Genomic DNA, 14,904 nt, shown 5'->3' with positions numbered 1-14,904 from the left:
GAGTTACAAGTTGGCACGTCCGCTGCATTAGCTGGTTCAGTCGAACATACACTATTTCAGCTGAGGAACTGCCGGATGAGCATCCACGTCAAAAACAACATTCACTGGGTCGGCCAACGGGACTGGGAGGTGCGTGACTTCCACGGCACCGAGTACAAGACCCACAAGGGCACCAGCTACAACAGCTACCTCATCCGCGAAGGGAAGAACGTGCTGATCGACACCGTGGATCACAAGTTCAGCCGGGAGTTCGTGCAGAACCTGGCGGCAGAGATCGATCTCGCCAGCATCGACTTCGTGGTGATCAACCATGCCGAGGAGGATCACGCCGGCGCCCTGACCGAGCTGATGGCCCGCATCCCAGATACCCCCATCTACTGCACCCACAACGCCATCGACTCCATCACGGGCCATCATCATCACCCCGAGTGGAACTTCCAGCCGGTCAAGACAGGTGACAGCCTGGATATCGGCAATGGCAAGCAGTTGGTGTTTATCGAGACCCCCATGCTGCACTGGCCCGACAGCATGATGACCTACATGACCGAGGATGCCGTGCTCTTCTCCAACGACGCCTTCGGCCAGCACTACTGCGACGAGCACCTGTTCAACGACGAAGTGGATCAGACCGAGCTGATGGAGCAGTGCCAGCGCTACTACGCCAACATACTCACCCCCTTCAGCCCCCTGGTGACCGCCAAGATCAAGGAGGTGCTGGGCTTCAACCTGCCGGTGAGCATGGTAGCTACCTCCCACGGCATCGTCTGGCGCGAGGATCCCACCCAGATCATCCTCAAATACCTGGAGTGGGCGGATCAGTATCAGGAGGATCGCATCACCCTGTTCTACGACTCCATGTCCAACAACACCCGCATGATGGCCGACGCCATCGCCCAGGGCATCCATGAGGTGGACCCCGGTGTGGCGGTGAAGATCTTCAACGTGGCGCGCCACGACAAGAACGAGATCCTGACCCAGGTGTTCCGCTCCAAGGGGATTCTGGTGGGCTCCTCCACCATGAACAACGTCATGATGCCCAAGGTGGCGGGCATGCTGGAAGAGATCACCGGCCTGCGTTTTCGCAACAAGCGGGCCTCGGCCTTCGGCAGCTACGGCTGGACCGGCGGCGCCGTGGATCGCATCCAGACCCGGCTGATGGACGCGGGTTTCGATATCAGCATCTCCCTCAAGGCGAAGTGGCGCCCGGATGGTTCCGCCCTGGCCGAATGCCGCGAGCATGGCCGCCGGCTCGCCCGCCAGTGGGCACTGCATCCGCTGGAGGCACCTCGCCCGATCACCACAACTCAGGCCACAGTGGTGCCAGCCCCGGTGATGGCCAAGGCGCCGCAAGCCACACCGGCTGCCGGTGAATGGGATGACGGCCAGGCCATGCTCTGCACCGTATGCCAGTGGGTCTATGACCCGGCGCTGGGGGAACCGGATCAGCTGGTGGCGCCGGGCACCCCCTGGGCCCAGGTGCCGGACAGCTTCCTCTGCCCCGGCTGCGGCATCGGCAAGGAGGTGTTCGAGCCCTGCGCCGTGGAGGCTTGCGTATGAGCGCCATCCCCATGAGCGAAGAGATAGTGGTGATCGGCAGCGGTTTCGCCGCCCAGCAACTGATCAAGAGCCTGCGCAAACTGGATGGCGCACGGCCCATTCGTCTTATCACGGCGGACAGTGGCGATGAGTACAACAAGCCGGACTTGAGCCATGTAGTGAGCCGGGATTGCAGCGCCGCCGCCATGAGCCGCCTTAGCGGCAGCGCGTTTGCCGAGCAGCAACGCATCGCTCTGCTGCCCCACTGCCCGGTGCTGGCTATCGATCCCGTGCGGCGGCTGGTAAAGACCGGGCAGGGAGAGTTCCCCTACGGTCAGCTGGTGCTGGCGACCGGCGCCAGCGCGGTGCGCCCCGAGATAGCGGGAAGCGAACACCTGGTAACCCTCAACAGCCAGCAGGAGTACGCCGCCGCCGAGGCCAGGATCCGCGCCGCCAGCCGCATCCTGGTGTTGGGGGCGGGCCTCATCGGCTGCGAGCTGGCGATGGACATGGCGAGCGCGGGGAAGGAGGTGACGCTGGTGGATCTGGCTCACAGCCCGCTGAGCACCCTGTTGCCGGCGGCCCTGAGTCAGCCGTTGCAGCAGGCCCTGCGCGAGCAGGGGGTGAACTTGCTGCTGGGGCAGGGCGTGGCCGGTATAGCTCCGCAGGATCCGGATCGGCCGAACGATGGCTTGCGGGTCACCCTCAGCGATGGCTTGGTCAGTGCGCAGGATCTGGTGATCGCCGCGGTTGGTCTGCGGCCAAATCTGGCCCTGGCCCAGAGCGCCGGGCTCGAGGTGGGGCGCGGCATCCGGGTCGACGACAGGCTGCAGACCCGCGATCCCCATATCTTCGCCCTGGGGGATGGCATCGAGTGGCGGGGGCAGTTGCTTCCCTTCCTGCAACCAATCGTGCTGGGGGCCAGTGCCCTGGCCAAGACGCTGCTCGGCACCCCGACCGTGCTGACCCTGCCCCCCATGCTGGTGAAGGTGAAGACGCCGCTCTATCCGTTGCAGCTGGCGGGCCGCACCCGAGGGGAGGATCTCGCCTGGCAGTGCCGCTGGAGTCGCCAAGGCATGGTGGCCGAGGCGCGCGGCGAAGATGGCGAGCTGTGCGGTTTCGTGGTGGGGGGCGATCAGATGAGCGCCGCCTTCCCCCTGCTGCGCCAGCTGCCCCGTTGATCCACTTTATCGATTGAGGCCGGGTTGACCGGCACTCTTAGGAGAAAACTTATGTCACTGCACCTTATTCCGTCTCACTGGGTAGTGCGTCGCTCCACCCCCTTCTTCACCCGTGACAATGTGCCGGCGGCTCTCTTGAGCCACCACAACACAGCCGCCGGCGTGTTCGGCCAGCTCTGCGTGATGGCGGGAACCGTCACCTATCACGGCTTTGCCAACGAGCAGGCCGAGCAGCCGGAGATAAGCCTGGTGATCCGGGCCGGGGAGTTTGCCACCAGTCCGCCCCAGTACTGGCACAGGGTCGAGCTGTCTGAGGATGCCCGCTTCAACATCCACTTCTGGGCCGAACGGGCAGAGTCGGATCAGCCCCTGTTCAACAGCCGCAAATAACAGGGGTCAACAGAAGGGCTGACGGGCGGAGCGGGCAAATGCCCCCTCTGCCCATGCAGATCAAAATCATCAACTCAGATGTTGGTTATCCTGCCCCCTCGATTCGGATGAGCACTGTGAGGGAAGCATGAGCCTGTTGGAAGCCCTGACCATGACCGCGGGCCTGGTCTATCTGATCCTGTTGCTGTGGCAGGGGCGTGCCGGTTGGTCATGGATTCTCTCCCTCATGCTGGCTGCCGCGCTCTGGCTGCTGATGGCGGATTCAGTGCTCTGGCTCGCGCTGGGGCTGGTGGCCACGACGCTCGCGCTGTGGCAGCGCTATCGTCCCCTGCCCGTGCTGGCCCGCATAGGCAGTCAGCGTCTCAGAACGGCCACCAGGCAGCTATTGCTGCTGTGTTGGGGGCTGGTGGCGGCGCAATATGTCGTCCATATCGGACAGCTTGAGCAGGGGATGACCCCCTGGCTGATGCGTCCGGACGTGGTGGATGGCTTCCTGCCCATCGCCGGCGGTCTGGGGTTGCGGGCCTGGCTGACCCAGGGGCTGATGGATCCCCATCATCCGGCGGCGACCATCACGGTGCTGGTGCTCTGCCTGTCGGCACTGTTGCTGGGGCGGGCCTTCTGTGCCTGGTTCTGCCCCCTCGGGCTGGTGGGGGAGTGGCTGCACGGCCTACGCACACGCCTGCTGCCGGGGGAGTGGACGCCACCGCGCTGGCTCGATGCCGTGTTGCGTGGTCAGAAGTTTCTGGTGCTGATTTTTTTGCTGTTTATCGTGCTGATCGCGGTGCCGAGCGTCGCCCTGCCCGGCTACTTCACCAGCCCCTACCATCAGGCGGCGGACATGAAGATGGGGGCCTTCTTCTTCAACCTGACCCTGATCTCCAGCCTCTGTCTGGGCTGGGTGATGCTGCTCACCGTCGCCTTCCGGCAGGGCTTCTGCCGCTACCTCTGCCCCTACGGCGCCTGGCTGGCCCTGCTCGGTCTGGTGACGCCACTGCGTATCCGCCGGGATCCGGCCCGCTGCCTGCGAAGCGCTGGCCACGACTGTGACAAGTGCAGCCGGGCCTGTCCGTCGCGCATCCAGGTGCATCAGCTGATCTCGGTACGCAGCCTCGAATGCACCAGCTGCCTGAGCTGCGTCGCCGCCTGCCCCAAGCGGGCCGATGCGCTGCACCTCGGCAGTCGTCGCCATCGGCTCAGCCCGGCCTGGCTGCTGGCCCTGCTCTGCCTGTTGCTGCTGGTGCTGCCGCTGCTCTCCTATGGCCTGCTGGATACCTGGGTCAGCCAGACGCCTCTGGCGGATCGCCACTGGCTGCTGCAGCGTCTGCCCTGGCTAAACCATTGAGGGCAGATCTGCCGGGAAATATTGAGTCTTTCCTGATTAAATGGCGCTGACGGGGGAGGGGGTCATATATTTCTCCCCTCGATAAAACTGTTAACGCCATCCCAATTTGCTCATCCGGCAATTGCGAATGAATAAGGGCCAACCATAATGACTCCTGTTAATTCGGCGTTATTCAATCACCAGATGAGCAATAACATGGCTACCCTGATCGCTTCCCCCAAGTGGTTTACCCTGGATCACAAGATCGCCTTCTTCTTCCCGCTGTAATTCCCCGCGGCCGCTTGGCTATTGCCGACAATAATCCAAGCCTGCCCACATTCCTGAATCGAAATAGTCTGCACTCCCGCTCGCCTTATTAATTGGCGAGGCGCTGGCGTGCACCCGATCTCATGCCGTTATTGCCGCCCACCATTAATTGAGGCGGAGGCTGAGACTCATCCTAAATATTTAAAGTTGGGTGTCTATACCATGGAAAACTTCAAGCATCTCCCCGAGCCGTTCCGTATCCGTGTCATCGAGCCGGTCAAGCGCACCACCCGTGCCTACCGGGAGGAGGCGATCGTGCGGGCGGGCATGAACCCCTTCCTGCTGGACAGCGAAGACGTGTTTATCGATCTGCTGACCGACAGCGGCACAGGCGCCATCACCCAGAACATGCAGGCCGCCATGCTGCGCGGCGACGAGGCCTACAGCGGCAGCCGCAGCTACTACGCATTGCAGCAGGCGGTGCAGGAGATCTTCGGCTATGCGCTCACCATCCCCACCCACCAGGGGCGCGGCGCCGAGCAGATCTACATTCCGGTGCTGATCAAGAAGCGGGAGCAGGAGAAGGGGCTGGATCGCAAAAAGATGGTGGCGCTCTCCAACTACTTCTTCGACACCACCCAGGGCCACACCCAGATCAACTGCTGCGTGGCGAAAAACGTCTACACCAAGGAGGCGTTCGATACCTCGGTCACCGCCGACTTCAAGGGCAACTTCGATCTGCTGAAGCTGGAGGAGGCCATCCTGGAGGCGGGCCCGGCCAACGTGCCCTACATCGTCAGCACCATCACCTGCAACTCCGCCGGCGGCCAGCCTGTCTCCATCGCCAACCTGAAGGCGGTGTATGAGATTGCCCGCAAATACGACATTCCGGTCATCATGGACTCGGCCCGCTTCGCCGAGAACGCCTACTTCATCCAGCAGCGTGAGCCCGGCTACGCAAACTGGTCCATAGAGGCGATCACCATGGAGTCCTACAAGTACGCGGACGGCCTCGCCATGTCCGCCAAGAAGGACGCCATGGTGCAGATGGGCGGCCTGCTCTGTTTCAAGGACGACAGCATGCTGGACGTCTACACCGAATGCCGCACCCTGTGCGTGGTGCAGGAGGGCTTCCCGACTTACGGCGGGCTGGAAGGGGGCGCCATGGAGCGGCTCGCGGTCGGTCTGCGCGATGGCATGCGCCAGGACTGGCTGGCTTATCGCATCGGCCAGGTGCAGTACCTGGTGGATGGCCTCGAGGCCATCGGCGTGGTGTGCCAGCAGGCTGGCGGTCACGCGGCCTTCGTGGATGCGGGCAAGCTGCTGCCCCATATCCCGGCGGATCAGTTCCCGGCCCATGCGCTGGCGTGCGAGCTCTACAAGGTGGCCGGCATCCGGGCGGTGGAGATAGGCTCATTGCTGCTGGGGCGCGATCCCGCCACCGGCAAGCAGCATCCCTGCCCGGCCGAGCTGCTGCGCCTGACCATACCCCGCGCGACCTACACCCAAACCCACATGGACTTCGTCATCGAGGCGTTTGGCGAGGTGAAGAAGAACGCCAAAAACGTGAAGGGGCTCGATTTTATCTACGAACCGGCGGTACTGCGCCACTTCACCGCCCGATTGAAAGAGGTGGAGCCCGGAGCGCCGACCGTCAGCAAGCAGAAAGGCAAGCTGATCGAGGCATGACGGCTGTGGGGGGGAGGACTATGCTGCCTCCCTTCATCCAGCAGATGGTGAATCAAGATATTTGGCATCAAGGCAGCGAATTATGTCGTGAAAGGCAATAGTGGTAATTGCTTATGCTGCCAAATGAGGGCCCTGAATAAGGGGTCGGATAGCTATCAGATGTCATGGTGAAAAACGGCGCCCTCGGGCGCCGTGTTGTTATGGCTGCACGGATGGGCGCCGCACAAACTGGGCCAGCATGATCCCCATGGCAGCCAGCACCGCCAGGGAGGAGGCGGCGAGGAAGGGATCGACCCGCTCCGGGGGCAGCAACTGGCCGTAGAGCAGATAGAGCCCCGCCGTCATCACGGCCGCCCCCAGCTGATGCAGGTAGAACTGGATCTGCGCCAGCCGCCCGCTCGGGTTGCCGAGCCACAACCGGTGGCAGAGGGCATAACTAAACGACACCACGAACCCCACCAACATGATGTGGGCGTGAGTCACGAACTGGCCGTGATCCTTGGAGGCGGCCATATAGATGCCGAGCACCATGCCGAGCAGGGCATAGCAGAGGGCGCTGATGACGAACTTCCTGTCCATGGGGTGGCTCCTCGCCGTGAAAACCGGCTTGAGTATAGTGCGCCGGGCGGGCAGCCCTTCGCCATGAGCTCGCCATCCACTGAAGCGCCGTCAGACAGATTTCAGCAGCAGCCGGATCGTCAGAAAGTAACCAGATGTCGCCAAAACCGGCCCTGGATCCCCCCATTGAGCCTGCGGATTTGATACCCGAGGACATGCAGGGTAAAGTCACACCCCCAAAATGGCGGCCCTGCTGCCCTTTTGGGATCGGTAGCCAGCCTCAGCCACGTCTTGCCTCGCTGACGCAGCAGCAAGCGGCTGGGCGCCGATAGCACAGCTTCTGCCGCCGATGCAGCAGCAAGCGGCTGGGCACCGATAGTACGGATGAGCGCGATCTTACGATGACAACCGGCGTAGCAGATGCAACGGTCCGCGGTCGCGACCAGATCAACAATCGTCTTTGGGGAAGTAAATGGAACATAAACCATCGTTGGTGGGCGGGGCATGCATCATTGCCGGCGTCTGTGTAGGAGCCGGTATGCTGGGGCTGCCGAGTGCGGGGGCGGGAGCATGGACGCTTTGGTCCATGCTCGCGGTGGCGCTGACCATGGTGGTGATGACCGTCTCCGGCTGGATGCTGCTGGAGTCCTACAAGGGCTATCCATTGCGCGTCTCCTTCGATACCGTGACCCGGGATCTGCTGGGGAACAAGGTCAACGCACTCAACAACTTAAGCGTCTACTTCGTCGGCGGCATATTGCTCTATGCCTACATCACCTCGGCCGGCCTCATCATAGAGGGCATGACCGGGCTTGGCAGCCACTGGGGATCTGTGCTGTTTACCCTGGCCTTCTCCGGCCTGGTGTGGCACTCCACCCGGGCGGTGGACCGCATCTCCGTGCTGTTGGTGATCCTGATGGGGCTGAGCTTCGCCTTCGGCATCTCCGGCATGTCCATGAACATCCGCCTGGATCTGCTGCTCGACAAGGTCGGCAGTGAGCACAGCTATGCCCCCTATGCCCTGGTGATGCTGCCGGTGGCGCTCACCTCGTTTGGCTATCACCACTCTGTGTCGTCCATGCGCGCCTACTACGGTGAGGAGCGCCGCGCCAGCCGCGCCATCCTGGGCGGCACCGTCATCGCGCTCACCTTCTACCTCATCTGGCTGGTCAGCGTGTTCGGCAACCTGCCGCGCAGCGCCTTCGGCCCGGTGATAGCGCAAGACGGCAACGTGGATGCCCTGCTCACGGCGCTGGGATCCGTCATCGAATCCAAGGCGGTGGCGAGCGCCCTCAACGCCTTCTCCATGGCGGCCATCCTCTCCTCCTTTATCGGGGTCGGGCTCGGGGTATTCGACTACCTGGCGGATCTGTTCAAGTTCGACAACAGCCATCGCGGCCGCAGCAAGTCCTGGGCGGTGACCTTCCTGCCGCCCCTGGTGCTCTCGTTGCTGTTCCCGTTCGGTTTCCTGGCCGCCATCGGCTACGCCGGCGCCGTGGCCACCCTCTGGACCTGCATCATTCCGCCCCTGCTGGCCTGGAAGGTGCGCGCCGCCAAGGGTGGCAAGGGCGAGGGCTTCCACGCTCCGGGCGGTGTGCTGATGATCGCCCTGGTGATCCTGTTCGGGGTGCTGACCGCCGCCTTCCACCTGCTCAACATGGCGGGTCTGCTGCCGGCCTATACAGGTTGAGAAAGAGGATGTTTGGCCCCGATATCGAGCCGGGGGAATAGCAAAACGGCGCCCATGGGCGCCGTTTTTGTTTAGGGCGAGCCCAACCTTCGAAAGAAAAAATCGAGGTAGGGGCAACGCTTCGGCCACCATCGAAGCGTCTCTTCCTGCCTTCTCCTATGCTGCAGGCTGTTATCGCAAAGGAGAGACAAGGATGTACGATATTCATCTGATATTGCCGGACAACCCGGGCGCACTGGGGCAGTTCGGGGTCTTGATGGGCCGCGCGGGCGTCAGCCTGGAAGGGGGTGGCATGTTCCTCGCCGAGGGCGCCGGCCATGCCCACTTCCTGGTGGAAGAGGGAGAGCGCGCCGCCCAGGTCGCCAGAGAGGCCGGGTTGGAGGTAGTGGCGGTGCGAGAGGTGCTGGTGCGCCGCCTGAAGCAGGAGGTGCCCGGCCAGCTGGGGGCCATCTGCACCGCACTGGGGACCGCATCGGTCAACATCATTACCCTGTACAGCGATCATGCCAATCAGCTGATCCTGGTGACGGACGACATGGACAAGGCCAGGGAGGCGACCGCCGACTGGCAATAAGGAGAGAACACGGATGGGAGTGGCGAGATGAACCCGCAAGAGAGCCTGGAGCTGGGTCTGGCACAGGTGGCCGCCGCCATCGCCGATGGCAGCCGTGCTCGCATGTTGTCCGCCCTGATGGATGGGCGGGCCTGGACGGCGACCGAGCTAAGCACTGTGGCGGACGTCGCCACCTCCACCGCCAGCAGTCACCTCGCCAGGTTGCAGCAGCAGGGGCTGACGGGCTGCGTCCAGCAGGGCAAGCATCGCTACTATCGCATCGCGAGCCCTGAGGTGGCCTTGGTGGTGGAGCAGTTGATGGGGCTGGCGGCGCAAGGCCCGGGCCCCTTGCAGAGCAAGACCCCGGCGCGGCTGCGCTTCGCCCGCACCTGCTATGACCATCTGGCGGGGGAGCTGGGAGTGCGGCTGCATGACGCCCTGCTGGCTCAGGGCTGGCTGGACGCCGGCGGCCATGGCCTGACCCCTGAGGGGGAGCAGCACTTCAGCCGGCTCGGCATCGACTGCGTGCCGAGCGGCAGGCGCCACTTCGCCTGTCCCTGTCTGGACTGGAGCGAGCGGCGCATGCACCTGGGGGGCCAGCTGGGCGCCCGCCTGCTCACCCATCTACTGGACAAGGGGGCGCTGGTGCGCGTACTCGAGGGCCGCGAGCTGACCCTGACAACCGGCGGCCAGCGCCTGCTGCAACGCCAGTTCGGGATCCCGGCCTGACCCCAATGCCCTTGCCTGGTCTATGCTTTGGTTCTCTTTTGAGCCTAAACAAGGAGCCGGCCATGGCATGGAGCATCAATGACTCTCAGCAACGCATCCTCTACAACAAGGGCAAGCACGTCGCCGTACCGGCCGCGGGCATGAGCAAGTACCACGAGTGGCGGCGGGAGATCGAGCGCGGCACCCACCCAAAGAACGCCGCCGACAAGGTGGGGGACATGCACTACGAGCAGCTCAGCGGGGTGAACAAGGGGATCTACACCATCCGCCTCAGTCAGGAGCACAGGGTGGCCTTCACCCTCCACGACACCCTGCAGCAGGTCAATGTGATCAGCATAGGCGGCCACTTCCCGCCGAGCTGAGGGGCCGACAAGTCGTAAAAATGGCGCCAATAGGCGCCATTTTTGTTTGATTTGCTATTTTATGCTGCCATGGCCATACCGCTAGTCGGCATGATCAGTGGTTCTGATACTGGGCAGCGGTAATGAATTGTCCGAACGTCTCGCACCAGATGATAACGCTGTTGTAGTCAGCCGGGTTCACATTGGTCGGTAGCGGCACGATAAAGTTGTCGAAGGTTTTCACCGGCCCGATATGCACCATCTGCGGCTTCAGGCGGGCGAAGTCCGCCTCCGTCTCCACGAATGCCGGCGACAGGTAGAGCTGATAGTCGGGCCCCGGCGCCAGCTGGCCCATCAGGCTGATGGCATCCGGCCCTATGCTTATCTTGCCTTCCCCCCAGTGCAGTCGATCGCTGTCTTTCAGATCCCGCTTGAAGGTGCCCTGATAGGTCGCCTGTGCCTGGCTGGCCGCCACCTGCTCACTGCTCGGTGCGGCAGGCGCTATCAGGATCGGCAGCAGATAGATGCCGGCGGCAAAGCCCGCGCCCCCCACCAGCAGATGGGTGACCAGCAGCAGGGCCATAGTCTTGCGTTGCATAGAGCCTCGGTCGTCGATGAATTAATGCCACTACCCTAGCAGCGACGGCGGCTCGTGCCCATCCCCGAACTGGGGCCACTGGCTACCAACGCTAGTCGTGGCTGGACTCCTTCGCTGGCAGCCGTGCGCCGCTACGCAGCAGGGGCAGCTGATAGAGCACCAGGGCGCCGAGTACCAGCCCGGCGCCGGCCAGCTTGGCCCCGCCGAGGGCCTCCCCATAGCAGAGGGTGCTGAGCATCAGGGTCCAGACGGGTTCGAGCAGCATCAGCAGGGCCGCGTGGGTGGTGGTCATCTTGCTCAAAGCCAGGGTCAGCAGCAGGTAGCGCAAGGTGGTGGCGAGCAGCACGCTGGCGGCAAACCAGCCCCAGGTGCCGGTGCTGACGAAGGTTGGCCAGCTCTCGGTCAGCAGGGAGAGGAGGGTGCCCATCAGGCCCGTCATGGCGAGCTGGATGCAGGTGAGCCAGCGCGCCGGGATCGACTGGGCGAAGTTGCGATGGACCGCGAACTGGGTGCCGAGGGCCATGGCGGCGGCCAGGAACCAGAGCAGGGAGCGGGAGACGCCCCAGTCAGTGCCGCTTGAGAGCAGCAACAGACCCGCCACCGCCAGGGGCAGTGTGGTCCAGTAGTGGCGGCCCGGCCGGGTCTGGAAGCCGACCCAGGCGGCCAGCGGGGCCATCAGGGTGGCGACGCTCATGATAAAGGCGCCGCTGCCGAGGGCGTCGCTCTGGCTGATGGCGGTCACCCAGAGCAGCAGGTTGAGACCGAGCAAGGAGCCACAGCCGAGGGCGCGCAGCAGCTGGGCGCGGCTGGGCCTGGGTTCGTACAAGATGGCAAGGGGCAGCAGGATCAGGGCCGCCAGCAGGAAGCGGCTGCCGATAAAGGCGGCGGGGGGCAGCTCGCGGATCGCCTCCTTGGAGAAGAACCAGCCGGCGGCCGCTAACAAGGTGGTGCAGATCATCAACAACAGGGGCGTGCGGTTCATGGGGTCGCCATCGGGTCACAGAGGCTGGAACGAGTGAGGGATTGTACACGGAAACGGCGATAGCCGTTGTGCTGGAGCGGAGACGCACGTTCGTTTCTGCGAATATCGGATAATAATTCGAACAGTCAATAAAGAACAGTTATAGAACCGAGCTTCTGGAGAACTGTCGATGCTTTATTTACACTATGGATAGCCGATTATCATAAGAAGAAGATGACTCTCCATATTCAAGTTTGATATGTGTCACATCATATTTATTTCTTGAGTCTGAAATATAAAGTTTGCTGGTGGTAGTTGGATTCATATGGTCAAATTCGCCGTTGTCAGAGACAACTCATTATTTATTAAAATATAAATTTCAGGCTAAATATTGCACGGAGAATTCCCCATGATGTTCAAAAAACTGGCACTGGCGTCAACTGTATTGGGCACCTTGTTACTGGCAGGCTGTGCCAGTGTTCCAATGGAAAGTGCTCAGGAAAGTGCCAGACTGAAAGCCTTCCCTGCACCGGAAGGTAATATGGCAGGTCTTTACGTCTACCGGGACAGCTACATGGGAAAGGCCCAGAAAAAAGACGTTTATGTTGATTCTGAATGCCTTGGTGAGTCTGCCAACCAGACTTTCTTCTATAAGCAGGTAGCGGGCGGTAAAACTCACGAACTCTCTACAGAATCTGAATTCTCCGATAACAAGATTTCTGTTTTTACCGAGCCTGGTAAAAACTACTTCTTCCGCCAGATTATAAAGATGGGTGTCTTTGTTGGTGGCGCCAAGCTTGAGCCGGTTTCCGACACTGAAGGCAAGCGGGTTATCTCCAAAGGAAACGTGCAGCTTGCCAAGTCAGGTGTCTGCAGCAATTAATTCTGCTAAGAAAAGCATTCAATTAAACGAAGTTATTGGCATTTTTGTGAGGCGTTAACCTCGCCTCTTCCCTAATAAAAAAACGGCGCCTTAACGGCGCCGTTTTTTATATCACTGAACCCAGCCAGGATCACTGCAGCAGGGAGATATCCGCTACTTGCAGGAACAGGTTGCGCAGGTTGTTCAGCAGCGCCAGACGGTTGGCCTTGAGGGCGTCGTCTTCTGCCATCACCATCACCTCGTTGAAGAAGGTGTCGACCGGCTCGCGCAGGGCGGCCAGACGGGTGAGGGCGGTCTGGTAGTCACCGGCGGCGAACAGCGGGGCCAGCTCGGATTGCAGTGCTGCAACCTGAGTGGCCAGCGCTTTTTCGGCGGTATCTTGCAACAGCTCCGGCTTGACGGTGGTCGGCAGCTCGCCTTCCACCTTGGCCAGGATGTTGCTCACGCGCTTGTTGGCGGCGGCCAGGGCCAGGGCGGCATCCAGACTGCGGAAGTGGCTGACGGCCTTGACGCGGCGATCGAAGTCCAGCGGACGGGTCGGGCGGCGGGCCAGCACGGCCAGCACAACATCGGCACCAATGCCTTCGTCCTGATAGGCGGCGCGGAAGCGGCCCAGCATGAAGTCGACCACGTCGGTGACGACGGTTTTGTTGGTCAGCTTGTCGCCGTAGACGCGTACCGCTTCTTCCACCAGTTCAACCAGATCCAGGTCCAGCTGCTTCTCGGTCATGATGCGCAGGGCACCGATGGCGGCGCGGCGCAGGGCGAAGGGATCCTTGTCGCCTTTGGGCAGCATGCCGATGCCGAAGATGCCGGCCAGGGTGTCGAGCTTGTCGGCCAGCGCCACGGCGCAGGCTTCCAGGGCGGACGGCAGGGCATCACCGGCGAAGCGCGGCATGTACTGCTCGTTCAGGGCCACGGCCACCACTTCGTCTTCGCCGTCGTGACGGGCGTAGTGCATCCCCATGACACCCTGGGTGCTGGCGAACTCGCCGACCATGTTGGTCATGAGATCGCACTTGGAGAGCAGGCCGGCACGCTTGGCCTGAGCCACGTTGGCACCGATGCGCTCGGCGATGAAGCCGGCGACGGTCTCGATACGCTCGACCTTGGCCTTGACGGTACCGAGCTGCTGCTGGAACAGCACGGTTTCGAGGCGCGGCAGGCGGGAGGCCAGGGTCTGCTTCAGGTCGGTCTTGAAGAAGAACTCGGCGTCGGACAGACGGGGGCGAACCACCTTCTCGTTGCCGCTGATGATCTGGCTCGGGTCCTTGGACTCGATGTTGGTGACGAAGATGAACTTCGGCAGCAGCTTGCCGCTCTTGTCGTAGACCGGGAAGTACTTCTGGTCACCCTTCATGGTGTGCACCAGGGCCTCGGCGGGGACGGCCAGGAACTTCTCTTCGAAGTTGGCGGTCAGCACCACAGGCCATTCGACCAGGGCGGTGACTTCTTCCAGCAGGGCGTCGTCCAGATCGGCGACGCCACCGAAGGCGGCAGCGGCCGCTTCGACGTCAGCCTTGATCTTGGCCTTGCGGGCCATAAAATCGGCTACTACCTTGCCTTTTTCCAGCAGGATCTGCGGGTACTGGCTGGCGTTGTCGATGGTGAATTCCGGTTCGCCCATAAAGCGGTGACCGCGAATGGTGCGGGCGGAGTCGATACCCAGAATGGTGGCGGGCACCAGATCGCCATCCAGCAGCAGGGTCACGGTGAACACCGGACGCACGAACTGGATGGTCTTGTCGCCCCAGCGCATCATCTTGGGGATGGGCAGCTTGGCCAATGCAGCAGCGACCAGCTCACCCAGCAGTTCCTTGGCCGGACGGCCTTCGATCTTGGCGTTGTGAACCAGCCACTCGCCCTTGTCGGTGACCAGACGCTCGGCCTGCTCAACTGTGATGCCGTTGCCACGAGCCCAGCCTTCGGCAGCCTTGGTCGGCTTGCCATCGGCATCGAACGCCTGGGATACGGCCGGGCCGCGCTTCTCGACGCTCTTGCTCGGCTGATCGCTGGCCAGCTCGCTCACCTTCAGCGCCAGACGGCGCGGTGAGGCGAACCATTCGACGTTGCCGAAGGCCAGGTCGGCCTTGGTCAGCTCGGCTTTGAAGTTGTCGGCAAAGGCTTCGGCCAGGGAGCGCAGGGCCTTGGGGGGCAGCTCGGCGGTGCCGATCTCTACCAGAAATGTATGTTGTGCCATGTCC

General features: G+C 62.3%; 15 protein-coding genes. 11 read left to right on the top strand and 4 right to left on the bottom strand.

Annotation, left to right across the window (positions count from 1 at the left end; genetic code table 11):
- Positions 1-75 precede the first annotated feature (75 nt).
- The 6 genes from norV (at position 76) to tnaA (ending at position 6,387) form a co-directional block, all read left to right on the top strand.
- Positions 76-1,557, top strand: a complete 1,482-nt coding sequence (gene norV / locus CUC44_RS15945) for an anaerobic nitric oxide reductase flavorubredoxin (RefSeq protein ID WP_100860870.1) — start codon at positions 76-78, stop codon at positions 1,555-1,557.
- A complete protein-coding gene (norW, locus tag CUC44_RS15940) occupies positions 1,554-2,717 on the top strand; it encodes an NADH:flavorubredoxin reductase NorW (protein ID WP_100860869.1) in 1,164 nt (387 codons plus the stop codon). The genes norV and norW overlap by 4 nt, the downstream gene beginning before the upstream one ends.
- Positions 2,718-2,768: 51 nt before the next feature.
- Positions 2,769-3,107 (top strand): TehB family protein, encoded by a 339-nt coding sequence (locus CUC44_RS15935; RefSeq protein WP_100860868.1) that lies wholly within the window; start codon positions 2,769-2,771, stop codon positions 3,105-3,107.
- Positions 3,108-3,234: 127 nt separating this feature from the next.
- The gene (locus CUC44_RS15930; protein ID WP_100860867.1) at positions 3,235-4,452 is read left to right on the top strand and encodes a 4Fe-4S binding protein; all 1,218 of its coding nucleotides are present in this window, start codon (positions 3,235-3,237) and stop codon (positions 4,450-4,452) included.
- A 147-nt stretch (positions 4,453-4,599) separates the two neighbouring features.
- On the top strand, positions 4,600-4,719 hold the full coding sequence (gene tnaC, locus CUC44_RS15925; protein WP_100860866.1) for a tryptophanase leader peptide: 120 nt from the start codon (positions 4,600-4,602) through the stop codon (positions 4,717-4,719).
- A gap of 201 nt (positions 4,720-4,920) precedes the next feature.
- On the top strand, positions 4,921-6,387 hold the full coding sequence (gene tnaA, locus CUC44_RS15920; protein ID WP_100860904.1) for a tryptophanase: 1,467 nt from the start codon (positions 4,921-4,923) through the stop codon (positions 6,385-6,387).
- A gap of 198 nt (positions 6,388-6,585) precedes the next feature.
- On the opposite strand, the gene CUC44_RS15915 is transcribed toward tnaA, so the two are convergent.
- Positions 6,586-6,966, bottom strand: coding sequence for a TonB-dependent receptor (locus tag CUC44_RS15915; RefSeq protein ID WP_100860865.1), 381 nt, complete (start codon positions 6,964-6,966; stop codon positions 6,586-6,588).
- Between the two features lie 451 nt (positions 6,967-7,417).
- On the opposite strand from CUC44_RS15915, the gene CUC44_RS15910 reads away from it, so the two are divergent.
- The 4 genes from CUC44_RS15910 to CUC44_RS15895 all read left to right on the top strand — a co-directional run bounded on the left by CUC44_RS15910 (position 7,418) and on the right by CUC44_RS15895 (position 10,279).
- Complete coding sequence (locus tag CUC44_RS15910; protein ID WP_100860864.1) at positions 7,418-8,635, top strand: aromatic amino acid transporter; 1,218 nt, start codon at positions 7,418-7,420, stop codon at positions 8,633-8,635.
- Between the two features lie 193 nt (positions 8,636-8,828).
- Positions 8,829-9,209, top strand: coding sequence for an amino acid-binding protein (locus CUC44_RS15905; protein ID WP_100860863.1), 381 nt, complete (start codon positions 8,829-8,831; stop codon positions 9,207-9,209).
- Between the two features lie 27 nt (positions 9,210-9,236).
- Positions 9,237-9,917, top strand: coding sequence for an ArsR/SmtB family transcription factor (locus tag CUC44_RS15900; RefSeq protein ID WP_100860862.1), 681 nt, complete (start codon positions 9,237-9,239; stop codon positions 9,915-9,917).
- A gap of 62 nt (positions 9,918-9,979) precedes the next feature.
- Complete coding sequence (locus CUC44_RS15895; RefSeq protein WP_100860861.1) at positions 9,980-10,279, top strand: hypothetical protein; 300 nt, start codon at positions 9,980-9,982, stop codon at positions 10,277-10,279.
- A gap of 94 nt (positions 10,280-10,373) precedes the next feature.
- Here the strand turns inward: CUC44_RS15895 and CUC44_RS15890 are convergent, their stop codons facing one another.
- Together CUC44_RS15890 and CUC44_RS15885 are read right to left on the bottom strand one after the other, a co-directional pair.
- Positions 10,374-10,856, bottom strand: a complete 483-nt coding sequence (locus CUC44_RS15890; RefSeq protein WP_100860860.1) for a DM13 domain-containing protein — start codon at positions 10,854-10,856, stop codon at positions 10,374-10,376.
- A 91-nt stretch (positions 10,857-10,947) separates the two neighbouring features.
- The gene (locus tag CUC44_RS15885) at positions 10,948-11,838 is read right to left on the bottom strand and encodes a DMT family transporter (protein ID WP_100860859.1); all 891 of its coding nucleotides are present in this window, start codon (positions 11,836-11,838) and stop codon (positions 10,948-10,950) included.
- Between the two features lie 388 nt (positions 11,839-12,226).
- On the opposite strand from CUC44_RS15885, the gene CUC44_RS15880 reads away from it, so the two are divergent.
- Entirely contained in the window at positions 12,227-12,700 is a 474-nt protein-coding gene (locus CUC44_RS15880) for a DUF2846 domain-containing protein (RefSeq protein WP_100860858.1), read from the top strand.
- 130 nt (positions 12,701-12,830) lie between these two features.
- Here CUC44_RS15880 and glyS read toward each other — a convergent pair whose 3' ends face one another.
- Positions 12,831-14,900, bottom strand: a complete 2,070-nt coding sequence (glyS, locus tag CUC44_RS15875; protein WP_100860857.1) for a glycine--tRNA ligase subunit beta — start codon at positions 14,898-14,900, stop codon at positions 12,831-12,833.
- Positions 14,901-14,904 lie beyond the last annotated feature (4 nt).

It is taken from the genome of Aeromonas lusitana (assembly GCF_002812985.1).
Classification (GTDB): Bacteria; Pseudomonadota; Gammaproteobacteria; order Enterobacterales; family Aeromonadaceae; genus Aeromonas; species Aeromonas lusitana.
The sequence above is the reverse complement of the archived record's forward strand: the minus strand, read 5'-3'. Positions and strand labels throughout refer to the sequence as shown.